Origin of the sequence: Rhizobium sp. BR 250 (genome assembly GCF_047445855.1) — a bacterium.
Classification (GTDB): domain Bacteria; phylum Pseudomonadota; class Alphaproteobacteria; order Rhizobiales; family Rhizobiaceae; genus Agrobacterium; species Agrobacterium tumefaciens_I.
The window spans coordinates 67,215-82,257 of sequence record NZ_JARWKW010000006.1; the positions used below are offsets into that span (position 1 = coordinate 67,215).

Genomic DNA, 15,043 nt, shown 5'->3' on the forward strand with positions numbered 1-15,043 from the left:
TGCCATCCGGGATTAGCCTTAAGGCATATCCACAGGGGATTTCCCATGACGCTCAGCTTCGATCCAGACAGCCTGTCTTTGCCGATCGGCCATTTCATCGGCGGCCGGTTGATCCCGGCTCAAAATGGTATCGACATGCACCGCCCGTCGGACGGCATCGAATATGCCGGTTGCCCCAGGGCGGATGCCGCACTGGTCGATGAAGCGGTCCAGACCGCCAAGGCCGCGCTGAAAAGCAGCAACTGGGGTGGTGTGCGTCCGCGTGAACGCACGAAGGTCCTGCAGCGCTGGGCCGACCTGATTGAACAAGAGGCTGAGACGCTGGCGAAAATCGAGGCCCTGTCCTCCACGCGGCCGGTGGGCCAGCTGATCGCCGGCGACATCGCCGTGACCGCCGAACAGATCCGCTTCTTCGCCGAATTCGCCGACAAGGAAGGCGGCGATCTCGTGCCGACTGACGATGCGAGCCTCGGCATGATCATGACAGAGCCCTATGGCGTGGTCGGCGCGATTACGCCGTGGAATTTCCCCGTCTCAATGGCCGGCTGGAAACTCGGCCCGGCGCTCGCGGCCGGCAATGCCGTGGTGCTCAAACCATCGGAAATGACGCCTTTCTCCAGCATTTTCATGGCTGAACTGGCCATCAAGGCCGGCCTGCCCGCCGGCCTCATCAACATCGTGCTGGGCGACGGGCCAGTGACGGGCAACGCCATCACCGGCCATCCCGAGATTTCCAAGGTCAGCTTCACCGGCTCGACAGCAGCCGGAGCCGCCATCATGGCGAATGTCGCCCGCACCGGCATCAAGCCCATGACGCTGGAACTGGGTGGCAAAAGCCCGCAGCTGGTGTTTGCCGATGCCGATATCGAAAAGGCAGCCGCCGCGATCGCCGGCAATATTCTCTCCAATGCGGGACAGGCCTGCGTCGCCGGCTCGCGCATCATCGTTGAGGAAAGTGCGGCCGACGCCCTTTCCGCTGCGATCATCGCCCGCATGAAGGCGGTAAAGCCCGGTCCGACCTGGGACGAGGCCACCCAATATTCGCCGATCATCTCCGAAGTTCAGCGCCAGCGTATCGACGGCATCGTGCAGGCAGCCGTCGCCCATGGCGGTGAATGCCTGACGGGCGGCGCAATCATGGATGGTCCCGGCTATTTTTACCAGCCGACGCTGATCGCCAATGTCGACCAGACCTCGCCCGCCGTTACCGAGGAAATCTTCGGACCGGTGCTGACGCTGCAGACGTTCCGCACGGAAGAAGAGGCTCTGGCGCTTTCCGATCATCCGACCTACGGTCTGGCGGCGGGCCTTTTCAGCCGCGACGTCTCGCGCGTCCTGCGCCTGTCGCGCGCGATCCAGGCGGGAACGATCTGGGTTAATCGTTACGGGCGTTCGCGCGATCACATCCTGCCGACCGGCGGTTACAAGCGTTCCGGCATCGGCAAGGATCTTGGTCGGGAGGCCTATCTCGCCAACCGCAAGAGCAAAAGCGTCCTCATCGGACTGTAACAGGGGAATTCTCTTGAAAACGCATCGCATCGCACTCATTCCCGGGGACGGCATCGGCCAAAGCGTGACGGACGCCGCGTGGCAGGTTCTCAACGCCGTCGCCAAAACCTCCGGTTTTGCGCTTGAAGGAACGGAATTCCTCTGGTCCTGCGCCTTCTACAAGGAAACCGGAGCGATGATGCCGAAGGACGGCATCGAAACGCTGCGCGGCTTCGACGCCATTCTGCTCGGCGCCGTCGGCTGGCCGGCGGAAGTGCCTGACTCTGTGTCGCTGCATGGCCTGCTGCTGCCGATCCGCAAGGCTTTCGTGCAATATGCCAATATCCGCCCGCACCGGCTGCTGCCCGGCGTGCAAGGCCCCTTGAAGGCCGATGGCTTCGACATTCTGTGCATTCGCGAAAACACGGAAGGCGAATATTCCGGCGCCGGCGGCCGCGTGCATCAAGGCACGGAGGACGAGGTGGCCGTCGAAACCTCGATCTTCACCCGCAAGGGCGTGGAACGGATTTTGCGTTTCGGCTTCGAACAGGCGCAGAAGCGTCGCGGCAAGCTCGCCTCCATCACCAAGTCCAATGCCCAGAAATATTCGATGGTGTTCTGGGACGAGGTGACCCACAAGCTCGCAGCGGAATATCCTGACGTCGAGGTCTCGAGCTATCACATCGACGCCATGGCGGCACGCATGGTGATGGCGCCGGAAAGCCTTGATGTCGTCGTCGCTTCCAACCTCTTCGGTGACATTCTGACCGATCTCGGCGCCGCCATTCAGGGGGGCCTTGGTTTTGCCGCTTCCGCCAATATCAATCCCGACCGCACCGCCCCCTCGATGTTCGAGCCGGTTCATGGTTCAGCCCCCGACATCGCCCATCTCGGCATCGCCAACCCCATCGCCGCCATCTGGTCCGGCGCGATGATGCTCGAGCATCTCGGCGAAAAGGATGCAGCCGCAAAGATCATGACGGCGCTGGAAACGGCGACCGGTCGCGGCATCGGCACGGTGCCGGGCAAGGACAAGACGGACACCATCACCGCCGCGGTTCTTGCGGCACTCGCCTGATTTCGGAGAATTATGATGCAGGGCTTGAAGGACAAGGAACTCTTTCGCCAGACGGGTTTGATCGGCGGCGCTTGGAAAGCGGCAGCATCGGGCAAGGTGGTGGATGTCACCGATCCGGCGACGCAGGCGGTGATCGGCACTGTGCCGGATATGGGCGGCGCAGAGACCCGCGCGGCCATCGAGGCCGCCAACGCCGCCTTCGGGCCATGGAAGAAAAAGACCCATGCCGAGCGTGCCGCGCTGCTTGAAAAATGGTTCGCGCTGATGATCGAGAATATCGACGATCTCGGCCTGATCCTGACCATCGAACAGGGCAAGCCGCTTAACGAAGCCAAGGGCGAAATCCGCTACGGCGCATCCTTCGTCAAATGGTTTGCGGAAGAGGCCCGGCGCATCGGCGGCACCACCATTCCCTCACCAACGCCGGACCGGCGCATCGTGGTGCTAAAGGAGCCTGTCGGCGTCTGCGGCATCATCACGCCGTGGAATTTCCCGAATGCGATGATCACCCGCAAGGTTGCGCCCGCGCTCGCCACCGGCTGCACCGTCGTCATCAAGCCGTCGGAATTCACGCCCTATTCGGCGCTGGCGCTTGGTGTGCTCGCCGAACGGGCGGGCATTCCCGCAGGTGTCATCAACATCGTCACCGGCATGCCGACGGATATCGGCAATGAAATCATGGCCAACGAGACGGTTCGGAAAATTTCCTTCACCGGCTCCACCCGCGTCGGCTCGCTTCTGATGCGCGGCGCTGCCGATAGCGTCAAGCGGCTGTCGCTGGAACTCGGCGGCAATGCGCCCTTCATCGTTTTTGATGATGCCGATCTCGATCTCGCCATCGAAGGCGCGCTCGTTTCGAAGTTCCGCAATGGCGGCCAGACCTGCGTCTGCGCCAACCGTATTCTCGTGCAGTCGAGCGTTTACGACGCCTTTGCGAAAAAGCTGGCGGATCGCGTCGACGCCATGCGGGTCGGCCCCGGAACGGAAGCGGGCGTCTCCATCGGCCCGATGATCAACGAACCGGCCATCGCGAAAATTCGCGCCCATATCGATGACGCCGTTGCCAAGGGCGCAACCATCATCACCAGGCCGCGCAATCTGCCGGAAGGCCCGCAATATACCGCACCCGTGGTGCTGACGGGCGCGACGACGGCAATGCAGCTGGCAAGCGAAGAGACCTTCGGGCCGGTCGCGCCGCTCTTCCGTTTCGAAACGGAAGAAGAAGCGCTCGCCATCGCCAATGGCACGCCCTTCGGCCTTGCAGCCTATTTCTATACCGAAAGCCTCAAGCGCGCCTGGCGCGTGGGTGAAGCACTGGAATTCGGCATGGTCGGCCTCAATACCGGGCTGATCTCCACCGAAGTCGCCCCCTTCGGCGGCGTCAAGCAATCCGGTCTCGGCCGCGAGGGCGCGCAGGTCGGTATCGAGGAATATCTGGAGACCAAGGCGTTTCATATCGGTGGGCTTGCCTGACGCCCGCTTCTTCCTCCCCGCCTAAAGGGCCGCTCTGCGGCCCTTCTTTTTTACACAAAAAAGCGGCCCTGAGGCCGCAGTGCGATTGATGCAAAGTCCGAAAACCTCCCCTCGCTCGTCATGCTCGGGCCTGTCCCGAGCATCTGCAACGGTTTGATTTTACGAGACATGATTGGATCCTCGGGACAAGCCCGAGGATGACGTCAAATCTGGGTGAGGCTTTGTCTGACGGAAGGCCATCGCCTTCTACTGAAACTTGTCCAGCATCTTATAATAATAACCCACCAGCGGCAGGAACCAGGGCTTGCCGAAATGACCCGGCACCGCCGGCCAATCGAGCCCCTTCAGCGGGTTCCTGTCCGGCCGTCCCAGAATGGCGTCGGCCATGATCATGCCGAGATGGGTGGAAAGCTGCGCGCCATGGCCGGAATAGCCCATGGCATACCACACGCCGTCATGAAAACCGGCACGCGGATAACGGTCCTTGGTCATATCGACCAGACCACCCCAGCAATAATCGATCGGCACATGCGAAAGCTGAGGAAAGATGCGATGCAGGCTTTCCGTCAGGATCGCGCCGCTCTTGGCATCCGAACGCTGGTCCGAGGTCGCGGAAAAACGGGCTCGGCCGCCGAAGATCAAGCGATTATCCGGCGCCAGACGAAAATAATTGCCTATGTTCATGGAGTTGACATAGGTGCGGTTGCCCGGAACCGAAGCCTTGATCTCGGCATCCGTCAGCGGCCGCGTGGCGATGATGAAACTGCCGACGGCGATGATACGCCGGCGGAAATAACCGAAGCCGGATGGCGTATAAGCGCCGGTCGCGACCAGCACATTGTCGGCCGTCACCGTGCCGCGCGGGGTTTCGAGCTCATGAAGTTTGCCGTTCTGGGTGTGTTTCGTCACAGCCGCATTTTCGAAAATCACCGCGCCATGACGGCTGGCAGCCTCGGCAAGGCCGGCGACATAACGGCCCATATGCATCATGGCGCTCTTCTTCGAGAGCATCGCGCCGTAAAAGGGCGAGCCGATCTCCGCCTTCAGATCCGCCTCGGACAAAAGCGCCGTATCTGGATCGACCTCGGCGTGAAGCGCTTCGAAATTTTTCGCCAGGCCTTCGAAATGCTGCGGCTTGGAAGCAAGCTTCAGCTTGCCCGAGCGGCGGAAGTTGCAGTCTATACCCTCCTCCGCGATCAACGCCTCCAGCGTGTCGATCGAATCGTCCAGCGCCCTGTAAAGGGCGATGGCGCGCTCTTTGCCGAGTTCCGCCCTGGCGGAAAGATAGGAGTGGGCAAGACCATTATTGAGGTGCCCGCCATTGCGGCCGGAGGCACCCCAGCCAACCCGCTGCCCTTCGAGGACAACCACGCGCGCACCCGCTTTCGCGAGCTGGCGCGCCGCACCGAGACCGGTGAAACCGCCGCCGATGACGGCCACATCATAGTGGCCCTCCACAGGTCCCTCCGCCGCTCCCGAAAACAGGGGAGCGGTGTCGTGCCAGTAGGAGACGAGCTTCATGGTCATGGTCCTTTCCTTACAGTCCGACGACACCCGCAAGACCGGAAATATCGGCAATTTCCACATAACCATAATAGGGGTTTGCGGGCTCGTGGCCGCGATTGACCCAGACCTTGTTCTTGATGCCGAGATCATGGGCCGACATCAGGTCATAACGGAAGGAGGAAGAGACATGCAGCATGTCCTCCGGCCCACAGCCCAGCATGTCGAACATATATTCGAACGCCTGGAAACGCGGCTTGTAGGCCTGCGCCTGCTCGGCGGTGTAGACCGCGTGGAAAGGCGCGCCGAGTTTCTCGACATTCGACATGATCTGCGAATTCATGGCGTTGGACAGGATGACGAGGGGAATTTCCTTCGCCACCTTGGCAAGACCGGCCGGAACGTCGGCATGCGGACCCCAGGTTGGAACGCGCTCGTAAACGAAAGTGGCGTCTTCATCCTTGAAGGTAACGCCGTTGCGCTTGCAGCTGCGCGAAAGAGAATTATGGACCACCTCGGCATAGGGCTTCCAGGCACCCATGATCTCGTCCAGACGGTAAGCCGCGAAATTCTTGATGAACTGCTGCATCTGCGCTTCGTCCAGGCGATCGCCATAGAGATCGCGGGCGGCTTCGGCCATCTGGAAATTGATCAGCGTGCCGTAGCAATCAAAGGAGATGTATTTCGGGCGGAAGATGGTCATGTCGTCGTCATCCTTGCTTGGGGATCGGCCGTGCCGGAATAAACTGATCATAGAAAGCCTTTGCCCGGTCGGCGCACCGCAATTGCCATTCGCGGAAGCAGATTGTTGCGTATGCAGCCGCCAGTTTGGCAGAGAGTTGCGTTGGGGCAAACCGAAAGCCGTCGCCCGCCCCAGGTTTACCGGCTGGCGCGGACAGGATGCGGCATAAGATGCGGCGGTGGATAAAAGCAACAGCGAAACATATCGAACCTTCCCATTTGTCGGGACAATCTTCTTCCGGCATCAGTCTATCAATGAAGAGTGAGAACAAACGGAGTTCCGGCATGCAAGCGAGCCTGATCGATATCCAACCATTTCAACCGGAGCATCTCGATGCGGCCGTTGAACTTTCCCGTCAGGCCGGATGGCCGCACCGGAAAGAAGACTGGGCGCTGGTCCTCTCCTTAAGCAAAGGTTTCGTCGCCCTTGAAGACGGCCGTGTTGTCGGAACCGCCATGGCGACGCTGCTCGGCGAGACCTGCGCCACCGTCAATATGGTGATCGTGGATGAAAGCATGCGCGGCCGCGGCCTCGGGCGCCAGCTGATGCAGGCGGCGCTGGATGCAGCGGAAAATCGCGAGTGCCGTCTTGTCGCCACGGCCGACGGCCTGCCGCTCTACAAAAAACTTGGCTTCGCCGCCTGCGGCGAGGTGCGCCAGCATCAAGGCATTCCTTCTGCGGCCGAACGCCCGGTCGGCGTGGCCTGGGTGGATAGTGTTGACCCGGCCGGACTTGCGGCGCTGGATGCGCAGGCTTTCGGCGCGGATCGCGCGGCGCTCTTTGCGGAACTTGCCAGCCGGGCGCGTTTCGCGCTTGTGCGGGAACAGGGCGTCATCAAGGGTTTTGCCGCCCTGCGCGCCTTCGGACGTGGTGAAGTCATCGGCCCGGTCGTGGCGGAAAATGTTGAAATCGCAAAAGATTTGATTGCCTTCATCTTGTCCGAACGGGCGGGCGCATTCCTGCGCGTCGATACCACGGTGGATACTGGCCTTGCCCCCTGGCTGGCCGAACGCGGCCTTGCCCATGTCGGCGGCGGCATCGCCATGCGCCGGCGGAAAGCCGACATCTCAGCCGACAAGAAATTCAGAACCTTCGCATTGACCAGCCAGGCACTCGGCTGAATCTGGAGAGACCCATGTTAAGCAATTCACTGATCGAACTGGACCGCGCCCATCTGGTGCACCCCGTCTCCTCCTTCCGCGGCCATGAAAAGCTCGGCGTGCGGGTGCTGAAATCGGCAAGCGGCGCGACCGTCACCGACATGACCGGCCATCAGCTGATCGACGGTTTTGCCGGCCTCTGGTGCGTCAATGCCGGTTACGGGCACGACAGCATCGTCGAAGCGGCGGCAAAGCAGATGCGTGAATTGCCCTATGCCACCGCCTATTTCGACATTGGCAGCGAACCGGCGATCCGGCTGGCCTCGGAACTTGCCGACCGCGCGCCGGGAGATCTCAACCACGTCTATTTCACGCTTGGCGGTTCCGATGCCGTGGACAGCACAATCCGGTTCATCCGTTATTACTGGCATGCGAAAGGCCAGCCGCAGCGCGACCAGTTCATTTCCATCGAACAGGGCTATCACGGCTCCACCACCGCCGGCTCGGGCCTCACCGCCCTGCCCGCATTCCATGCGGGTTTCGGTGTGCCCTATGACTGGCAGCACAAAATTCCGTCGCATTATGCCTATCGCAATCCGGTAGGCAGCGATCCAGCCGCCATCATTGCATCCTCTTTGCAAATTCTGAAGGACAAGATCGAGGCCATCGGCCCGGACCGGGTCGCCGCCTTTTATGCCGAACCCATTCAGGGCTCGGGCGGCGTCCTGGTGCCGCCGCCGGGCTGGATCAAGGCCATGCGCGAGCTCTGCCGTTCCTATGGCATTCTGTTCGTCGCCGATGAAGTCATCACCGGTTTCGGCCGCACGGGACCGCTCTTTGCCTGTGCTGACGAGGACATCGTGCCCGACTTCATCACCGCCGCAAAAGGCCTCACCTCCGGCTATGTGCCAATGGGCGCCGTCTTCATGGCAGACCATGTTTATGATACAATTGCCGACTTCGCGGGCGAGGCAGCCATTGGGCACGGATATACCTATTCCGCCCACCCCGTCAGCGCCGCCGTCGGTCTCGAAGTGCTGAAACTTTATGAAGGCGGATTACTGGAAAATGGCCGCCGTGCCGGTCAACGGCTGATGGCTGGCCTTGAAGGATTGAGAAGCCACCCGCTGGTGGGCGATGTACGCGGCCGGGGCATGCTGGCCGCCATCGAACTCGTGACCGACAAGGACAAGAAGACGCCCTTGCCGGCCGCAGCCACCCCCGCGCGAAAAGTTTTCGACCGCGCCTGGGAAAACGGCCTCATTGTGCGCGCCTTCGCGAACGGCATCCTCGGCTACGCGCCGCCGCTCTGCTGCACCGATAACGAAATCGATGCCATCGTCGAGCGGACGCTGAAGACGCTCGATCAGACGCTTGAAGACCCCGCAGTGCGGGCGGCGATGGCCTGAGAGGAAAAGCGGGCAGCGTTGCGGCACCCTCTCGAAATGTCGCAACGCACCGCATATTCGCAATATTCTGCCGAACAGCCGATCCATTTCGGCGTATCCAACGTGCTGGAAGTGCCAAACTATCAATGCAAACGGCACTAAACGCCATAAAAAAGGGCGTAATCACAAATGGGAACGGGGCAAGGATCCCGTCCGGGAACAGAATAATCTGCCGCAGGCTCCCCAAGAGGCCGAAGCGGCGAAGCGGAGACCGACATTGCCCAAAAAACTGAGCGACTTCAAATATATGAGCTTCGACGTGGTGGGAACACTCATCGATTTCGAAGGCGGTCTGAAAGCGACGCTTGCCGAGATCGGCACGGAACACGGCGTGGAGGTCGATGGTGAAAAGGCGCTCGCGCTTTATCGCGCAGCCCGTTATTCCGATGCGACAGACCTTTTTCCGGACGATCTCGTCCGCGTTTACCTGATCATCGCTCCCGAACTCGGCCTGCCGGCGGAACGCGCGCTCGGCGAGCGCCTGCGGGACGCGGCAAAAAGCTGGAAAAGCTTTGAAGACAGCCGCGCCGCCATGGCCGAGCTTGCAAAGACGCACCGCCTCATCGCCATGACCAACGCCCAGCGCTGGGCCTTTGAATATTTCTCGAAGGAGCTCGGCAATCCCTTTCACGCCGCCTTCACAGCGGATGACACCGGCACGGAAAAACCGGACCCGGCCTTCTTCGAAAAGGTGTTCGCCTTTGTGGAAAGCGAGGGCGCATCGAAGGACGACATTCTGCACGTCGCGCAAAGCCAGTACCACGATATCGGCATTTCCCGGAAACTCGGCATGACCAATTGCTGGATCGAGCGCCGCCACGCCCAGAAGGGATATGGCGGCACGATCGAGCCGGAAAACTTCACCGAGCCGGATTACCACTTCACCTCGATGGCCGGCCTTGCCGGGGCCGCGAGGCAAACGGGCGGCTGAACCGCTCCGCCCATGGCCTGCCGCGAACTGGGATGCGGCATGCCGGACATTTCTGCTGACGCATTTCAACAAATCATACAAAAGGGGAAGACCATGAGTGACAGAATTACCAACTGGACCCGTTCCGACGATGCCGCCGTTGAACAGGCGATCCGCCGCGGTGCGACGCGGCGTGAGCTGCTTCACATGATGCTGGCGGGCGGCGTTGCCCTTTCCGCCGGCTCGGCCATTCTCGGCCGCGCCTCAAAGGCCGTGGCCGCAACACCGGTATCGGGCGGCACGCTGAAGGCGGCCGGCTGGTCCTCCTCCACCGCCGATACGCTCGACCCGGCAAAAGCCTCGCTTTCGACGGATTATGTCCGTTGCTGCGCGCTTTTTAACCGGCTGAGCTTCCTCGATGCTTCCGGCACGCCGCAGATGGAACTTGCCGAATCCATCGATTCCAAGGACGCCAAGACCTGGACGGTCAAGCTGCGTTCCGGCGTCACCTTCCATGATGGCAAGGCATTGACGGCCGATGACGTGGTCTATTCGCTGAAGCGCCATCTCGATCCCGCCGTCGGCTCCAAGGTCGCCAAGATCGCCGCGCAGATGACCGGCTTCAAGGCAGTCGACAAGAGCACGGTCGAGATCACGCTGGCCAGCGCCAATGCCGACCTGCCGACGATCCTTGCCATGCACCATTTCATGATCGTCGCCGACGGCACGACCGATTTTTCCAAGGGCAACGGCACCGGCGCCTTCAAGCTCGAAAAATTCGAACCGGGCGTGCGCTCGATCATGTCGAAGAACACCAATTACTGGAAATCCGGCGGACCGCATGTCGACAGCTTCGAGTTCTTCGCGATCTCGGACGACAATGCCCGCGTCAACGCCCTTCTTTCCGGTGATATCCAGCTCGCAGCCGCCATCAACCCGCGCGCGCTTCGCCTGCTCGACAAGCAGGAAGGTGTGACCCTGTCGAAGGGAACCTCTGGCAACTACACCAATCTCAACATGCGTCTCGACCAGGCGCCCGGCAACAAGGCCGATTTCATTGCCGGCATGAAGTCGATCGTCAATCGCGAGCAGATCGTCAAGGCGGCCCTTCGTGGTCTCGGCGAAGTGGGCAACGACCAGCCGATCCCGCCGATGAGCCCCTATCACAATCCCGACCTCAAGCCGAAAGCCTTCGATCCCGACAAGGCGAAGTTCCACTTCGAAAAGGCTGGCGTCATCGGCCAGTCCATTCCGGTCATCACTTCGGATGCGGCGAATTCGGCCATCGACATGGCGATGATCATCCAGGCCTCGGCTGCGGAAATCGGCATGAAGCTGGACGTACAGCGTGTTCCCGCCGATGGTTACTGGAGCAATTACTGGCTGAAGGCGCCGATCCATTTCGGCAACATCAACCCGCGCCCGACGCCGGATATCCTGTTCTCGCTGCTTTACGCATCCGATGCGCCGTGGAATGAAAGCCAGTACAAGTCGCCGAAATTCGACAAGCTGATGCTTGAAGCGCGTGGTTTGCTCGATCTCGAAAAGCGCAAGCAGATCTATTTCGAAATGCAGACGATGATCGCCGACGAAGCCGGCACCATCATCCCTGCCTACCTTACCAATGTGGACGCGATCAGCTCCAAGCTGAAGGGCCTGGAGGCCAATCCGCTCGGCGGCATGATGGGTTACGCCTTTGCGGAATACGTCTGGCTCGAAGCCTGATAAACCATGGAGCCGGGCGTGAAACAACGCCCGGCAACTTTCCGCAGCATGCGGGAAGTCTCCACCATCAGGCAGATCGCAGGAGCATGTGAATGAACAGCCGTATATTGTCCCTTATCGTCAGGCGGCTGGTCGTCATGCTGACGACGCTGCTGATCGTGTCGTTCATCGTCTTTTCCGCCACCAGCCTGCTGCCGGGCGACACGGCGACGATCCTTCTCGGCCAGGCGGCGACACCGGAGGCCGTGGCCGGCCTGCGCACCGCCATGCATCTGGATGACCCCGCCCTTCTGCGCTTCGTGCGCTGGCTCTTCGGCCTGCTGCACGGCGAGCTCGGCACCTCCTATGCCAACAACATGGCGATTGCCGATCTTATCGGTCCGCGTTTCGTCAACTCCATGAAACTGGCCGGCATCACCACCATCATTGCCGTGCCGCTGGCACTCACACTCGGCATCAGTTCCGCCATGCTGCGCGGAACGTTGTATGACCGGGCCGTCACCATCCTGACCATCGGCGTCATCTCGGTGCCGGAATTCATGATCGCCACACTCGCTGTCCTGCTTTTCGCCGTTTACCTGAAATGGCTGCCGGCGCTGTCGCTGGTCAGCGAGATTCACTCGGTCTTCGATGTGCTCCGCGTCTACGCCATGCCGGTCATCACACTCACCTTCGTCGTCTCGGCGCAGATGATCCGCATGAGCCGCGCCGCCGTGATCGAAACGCTCGATACGCCCTATGTGGAAATGGCGCTCTTGAAGGGCGCGCCGCGCATGCGCATCGTGCTGCGCCATGCGCTGCCCAATGCGCTCGGCCCCATCGTCAATGCGGTGGCACTGTCGCTTTCTTACCTTGTCGGCGGCGTCATCATCGTCGAGACGATCTTCAATTATCCCGGTATCGCCAAGCTGATGGTCGATGGCGTCGCGACCCGCGACCTGCCGCTGATCCAGACCTGCGCGATGATCTTCTGCGTCGGTTATCTCCTCCTCATCACCACAGCGGATATCATCGCCATCATGTCCAATCCGAGGCTGCGCTGATGACCGATCATATCAAGACATATCAGGGAACTTCGCGTTTGGGTTACAAGATCAACGCAGTCGGCGTTTTCGGCTTTCTCGTCATTTTTCTCTGGGCGATGGTTGCGATTTTCGCGCCCTATCTCATTCCGCATCCGGTGGGTGAAATCGTCGATTTCGATTATTTCGGGCCGATGACCTCCGATCTCTGGCTTGGTTCCGATTATCTCGGCCGTGACGTCTTCTCCCGCATCTTGATGGGGGCACGCTTCACGGTCGGCATTTCGCTGGCGGCCGTCACCATCGCCTGTGTGTCCGGCGTTGTGCTCGGCATGTGCGCGGCCGTCATCGGCGGCTGGTTCGATGCCGCCCTCAGCCGGTTTCTGGATGCGGTGAATTCCATTCCAAGCAAGCTGTTCGGCCTCGTGGTCGTCGCCGCCGTCGGTTCGTCCATTCCGGTGCTGATCATCACGCTTTCGGTCATCTATACGCCGGGTGCCTATCGTTTCGCCCGGGCGCTGGCGGTGAATGTCAACACCATGGATTTCGTCACCGTCGCCCGTGTGCGCGGCGAAAGCCTGCTCTACCTCATCGGCTCGGAAATCCTGCCGAACATCATCCGTCCGGTGCTTGCCGATCTTGGCGTGCGTTTCGTTTTCATCGTGCTGCTTTTGTCGGGCCTCTCCTTCCTCGGCCTCGGCCTGCAGCCGCCAAATGCGGACTGGGGTGCGCTGGTGCGTGAAAATATCGGCGGCCTGCCGTTTGCGGCACCGGCCGTTATCTTCCCGTCGCTGGCCATTGCCAGCCTGACGATCAGCGTCAACCTGCTGATCGACAATCTGCCGCAGAAAATCCGCGACAGGAGCGAAGCATGAGCAATCTCGTTGAAATTCGCGGACTGAAGGTCGAAGCGACCACCGATTCCGGCCGCCGCATCGATATCATCAAGGGCGTCGACATCGACATCGCCGATGGCGAAATCGTCGCGCTGATCGGCGAAAGCGGCTCCGGCAAGACCACCATCGCGCTGACGCTGATGGGTTATGCCCGGCCTGGCTGCCGCATTTCCGGCGGCAGCGTAAAAGTCGCGGGCCGCGACATGGTGCAGCTTTCGGAAGCCGAGCGTGCCAGGGTGCGCGGCACGAAAGTGACCTATGTGCCGCAAAGTGCCGCCGCCGCCTTCAACCCGGCGCAGAAGATCATCGATCAGGTCATCGAAGTCACACGCATCCACCATTTGATGCCGCCGCAGGAAGCGCGCGCCCGGGCGGTGGAACTTTTCAAGGCCCTGTCACTGCCAAACCCGGAGACCATCGGCGAGCGTTACCCGCACCAGGTCTCCGGCGGCCAGTTGCAGCGCCTTTCCGCCGCCATGGCGCTGATTGGCGATCCGAAGCTGGTAATCTTCGACGAACCGACCACCGCCCTTGATGTGACGACCCAGATCGAGGTTCTGCGCGCCTTCAAATCGGCCATGCGCAAGGGCGGCATCGGCGGCGTCTACGTATCGCACGACCTCGCCGTCGTCGCCCAGATCGCCGACCGGATCGTCGTGCTGAAAGGCGGCGAGGTGCAGGAAACCGGCACCACAAAGGATATTCTCGAAAATGCGCAGCATCCTTATACAAAGGAACTGCTGACAGCCTTTCACGATAAGGCGCGCGTCATCGCCCCGGCTAAACAGGAGCAGGCCACACCGCTGCTGAACATCGACAAGCTCATCGCCGGTTATGGAACCAAAGGCGAGGACCGGATGCCGCTGGTGCGCGCGGTGGATACCGTCAGCCTGTCGGTCTACCCCGGCCGCAATCTCGGCATTATTGGCGAATCCGGCTGCGGGAAATCGACGCTGGCGCGCGCGATTGCCGGTATCCTGCCGGCGGCAAGCGGCCATGTCGTCTTCGAAGGCAAGCAACTGGATGCCGATGCCCGGCGCCGGACCAGCGACCAGCTGCGCCGCATGCAGATCGTTTTCCAATATGCGGATACGGCACTCAACCCGTCAAAACCCATCGAGGATATTCTCGGCCGGCCGCTGACCTTTTATCATGGCATGAAGGGCAAGGCCCGCGACGCACGGATCGACCAGCTTCTCGATATGGTGAAGCTGCCGCGCTCGGTGCGCCATCGCCACCCCTCCGGCCTTTCGGGCGGCCAGAAACAGCGCGTCAATTTCGCCCGGGCGCTCGCGGCCGAACCGTCGCTCATCATCTGCGATGAAATCACCTCGGCCCTCGATACCGTGGTCGCGGCCGCGATCATCGATCTTCTGGGAGAACTCCAGCGTGAGCTTGGCTTGTCCTATATCTTCATCAGCCACGATCTTTCGGTGGTGGAGACCATCTGCGACGAAATCGTTGTGATGTATGGTGGGCAGAAGGTGGAGCATCTGGAAACGGAAGCGATCAAATCGCCCACCCATCCCTATTCGAAACTGCTCTTCTCCTCGGTGCCGAAACTCGACCCGACATGGCTCGACAATCTTCAGCAGGATGCAGAGCTGGTGCGGGCGTTTTCTAAGCGGTGAGAAACTCTCCTTCGTCATGCCGGCCTT

At 61.0% G+C, this 15,043-nt stretch carries 13 protein-coding genes; 10 read left to right on the plus strand and 3 right to left on the minus strand.

The window, feature by feature from the left end:
* Positions 1-45: 45 nt before the first annotated feature.
* Genes QD336_RS11370 through QD336_RS11380 form a run of 3 tightly spaced genes read left to right on the plus strand, consistent with a single transcriptional unit; the run spans position 46 to position 4,039 of the window.
* Positions 46-1,509 carry an aldehyde dehydrogenase family protein gene (locus QD336_RS11370; protein ID WP_269342738.1) on the plus strand — a complete coding sequence of 488 codons (1,464 nt, stop codon included), beginning with the start codon at positions 46-48 and terminating at the stop codon, positions 1,507-1,509.
* Between the two features lie 13 nt (positions 1,510-1,522).
* The gene (locus tag QD336_RS11375) at positions 1,523-2,566 is read left to right on the plus strand and encodes a tartrate dehydrogenase (protein ID WP_499170727.1); all 1,044 of its coding nucleotides are present in this window, start codon (positions 1,523-1,525) and stop codon (positions 2,564-2,566) included.
* A gap of 15 nt (positions 2,567-2,581) precedes the next feature.
* Positions 2,582-4,039, plus strand: coding sequence for an NAD-dependent succinate-semialdehyde dehydrogenase (locus QD336_RS11380; RefSeq protein ID WP_499170728.1), 1,458 nt, complete (start codon positions 2,582-2,584; stop codon positions 4,037-4,039).
* A 246-nt stretch (positions 4,040-4,285) separates the two neighbouring features.
* On the opposite strand, the gene QD336_RS11385 is transcribed toward QD336_RS11380, so the two are convergent.
* From QD336_RS11385 to QD336_RS11395, 3 genes are read right to left on the minus strand one after another with little or no spacing between them, the layout of a single operon-like run.
* Positions 4,286-5,560: an NAD(P)/FAD-dependent oxidoreductase gene (locus QD336_RS11385; RefSeq protein WP_269343498.1), complete on the minus strand. Its 1,275-nt coding sequence runs from the start codon at positions 5,558-5,560 to the stop codon at positions 4,286-4,288.
* Positions 5,561-5,576: 16 nt separating this feature from the next.
* Positions 5,577-6,245, minus strand: a complete 669-nt coding sequence (locus QD336_RS11390) for a haloacid dehalogenase type II (protein WP_269342732.1) — start codon at positions 6,243-6,245, stop codon at positions 5,577-5,579.
* Positions 6,246-6,252: 7 nt separating this feature from the next.
* Complete coding sequence (locus QD336_RS11395; RefSeq protein WP_269342730.1) at positions 6,253-6,570, minus strand: hypothetical protein; 318 nt, start codon at positions 6,568-6,570, stop codon at positions 6,253-6,255.
* Here QD336_RS11395 and QD336_RS11400 point away from each other — a divergent pair.
* The 7 genes from QD336_RS11400 (at position 6,569) to QD336_RS11430 (ending at position 15,016) form a co-directional block, all read left to right on the plus strand.
* Positions 6,569-7,405: a GNAT family N-acetyltransferase gene (locus tag QD336_RS11400; protein WP_499170730.1), complete on the plus strand. Its 837-nt coding sequence runs from the start codon at positions 6,569-6,571 to the stop codon at positions 7,403-7,405. The genes QD336_RS11395 and QD336_RS11400 overlap by 2 nt on opposite strands.
* Positions 7,406-7,419: 14 nt before the next feature.
* Entirely contained in the window at positions 7,420-8,793 is a 1,374-nt protein-coding gene (locus QD336_RS11405) for an aspartate aminotransferase family protein (protein WP_499170731.1), read from the plus strand.
* 256 nt (positions 8,794-9,049) lie between these two features.
* Entirely contained in the window at positions 9,050-9,763 is a 714-nt protein-coding gene (locus tag QD336_RS11410; RefSeq protein ID WP_269342724.1) for an HAD-IA family hydrolase, read from the plus strand.
* A gap of 93 nt (positions 9,764-9,856) precedes the next feature.
* A complete protein-coding gene (locus QD336_RS11415; protein WP_269342722.1) occupies positions 9,857-11,467 on the plus strand; it encodes an ABC transporter substrate-binding protein in 1,611 nt (536 codons plus the stop codon).
* Between the two features lie 92 nt (positions 11,468-11,559).
* A complete protein-coding gene (locus QD336_RS11420) occupies positions 11,560-12,510 on the plus strand; it encodes an ABC transporter permease (RefSeq protein WP_499170732.1) in 951 nt (316 codons plus the stop codon).
* Positions 12,510-13,364: an ABC transporter permease gene (locus QD336_RS11425; protein WP_269342720.1), complete on the plus strand. Its 855-nt coding sequence runs from the start codon at positions 12,510-12,512 to the stop codon at positions 13,362-13,364. The genes QD336_RS11420 and QD336_RS11425 overlap by 1 nt, the downstream gene beginning before the upstream one ends.
* A complete protein-coding gene (locus tag QD336_RS11430; RefSeq protein ID WP_269342718.1) occupies positions 13,361-15,016 on the plus strand; it encodes an ABC transporter ATP-binding protein in 1,656 nt (551 codons plus the stop codon). The genes QD336_RS11425 and QD336_RS11430 overlap by 4 nt, the downstream gene beginning before the upstream one ends.
* The last annotated feature ends 27 nt before the right edge of the window (positions 15,017-15,043 follow it).

Coding starts and splice junctions, on each gene's coding strand:
- QD336_RS11380 (WP_499170728.1), top strand. CDS start 2,582: ATGCAGGGCTTGAAGGACAAGGAACTCTTTCGCCAGACGGGTTTGATC.
- QD336_RS11430 (WP_269342718.1), top strand. CDS start 13,361: ATGAGCAATCTCGTTGAAATTCGCGGACTGAAGGTCGAAGCGACCACC.
- QD336_RS11395 (WP_269342730.1), bottom strand. CDS start 6,570: ATGCCGGAACTCCGTTTGTTCTCACTCTTCATTGATAGACTGATGCCG.
- QD336_RS11415 (WP_269342722.1), top strand. CDS start 9,857: ATGAGTGACAGAATTACCAACTGGACCCGTTCCGACGATGCCGCCGTT.
- QD336_RS11370 (WP_269342738.1), top strand. CDS start 46: ATGACGCTCAGCTTCGATCCAGACAGCCTGTCTTTGCCGATCGGCCAT.
- QD336_RS11420 (WP_499170732.1), top strand. CDS start 11,560: ATGAACAGCCGTATATTGTCCCTTATCGTCAGGCGGCTGGTCGTCATG.
- QD336_RS11405 (WP_499170731.1), top strand. CDS start 7,420: ATGTTAAGCAATTCACTGATCGAACTGGACCGCGCCCATCTGGTGCAC.
- QD336_RS11390 (WP_269342732.1), bottom strand. CDS start 6,245: ATGACCATCTTCCGCCCGAAATACATCTCCTTTGATTGCTACGGCACG.
- QD336_RS11385 (WP_269343498.1), bottom strand. CDS start 5,560: ATGAAGCTCGTCTCCTACTGGCACGACACCGCTCCCCTGTTTTCGGGA.
- QD336_RS11400 (WP_499170730.1), top strand. CDS start 6,569: ATGCAAGCGAGCCTGATCGATATCCAACCATTTCAACCGGAGCATCTC.
- QD336_RS11425 (WP_269342720.1), top strand. CDS start 12,510: ATGACCGATCATATCAAGACATATCAGGGAACTTCGCGTTTGGGTTAC.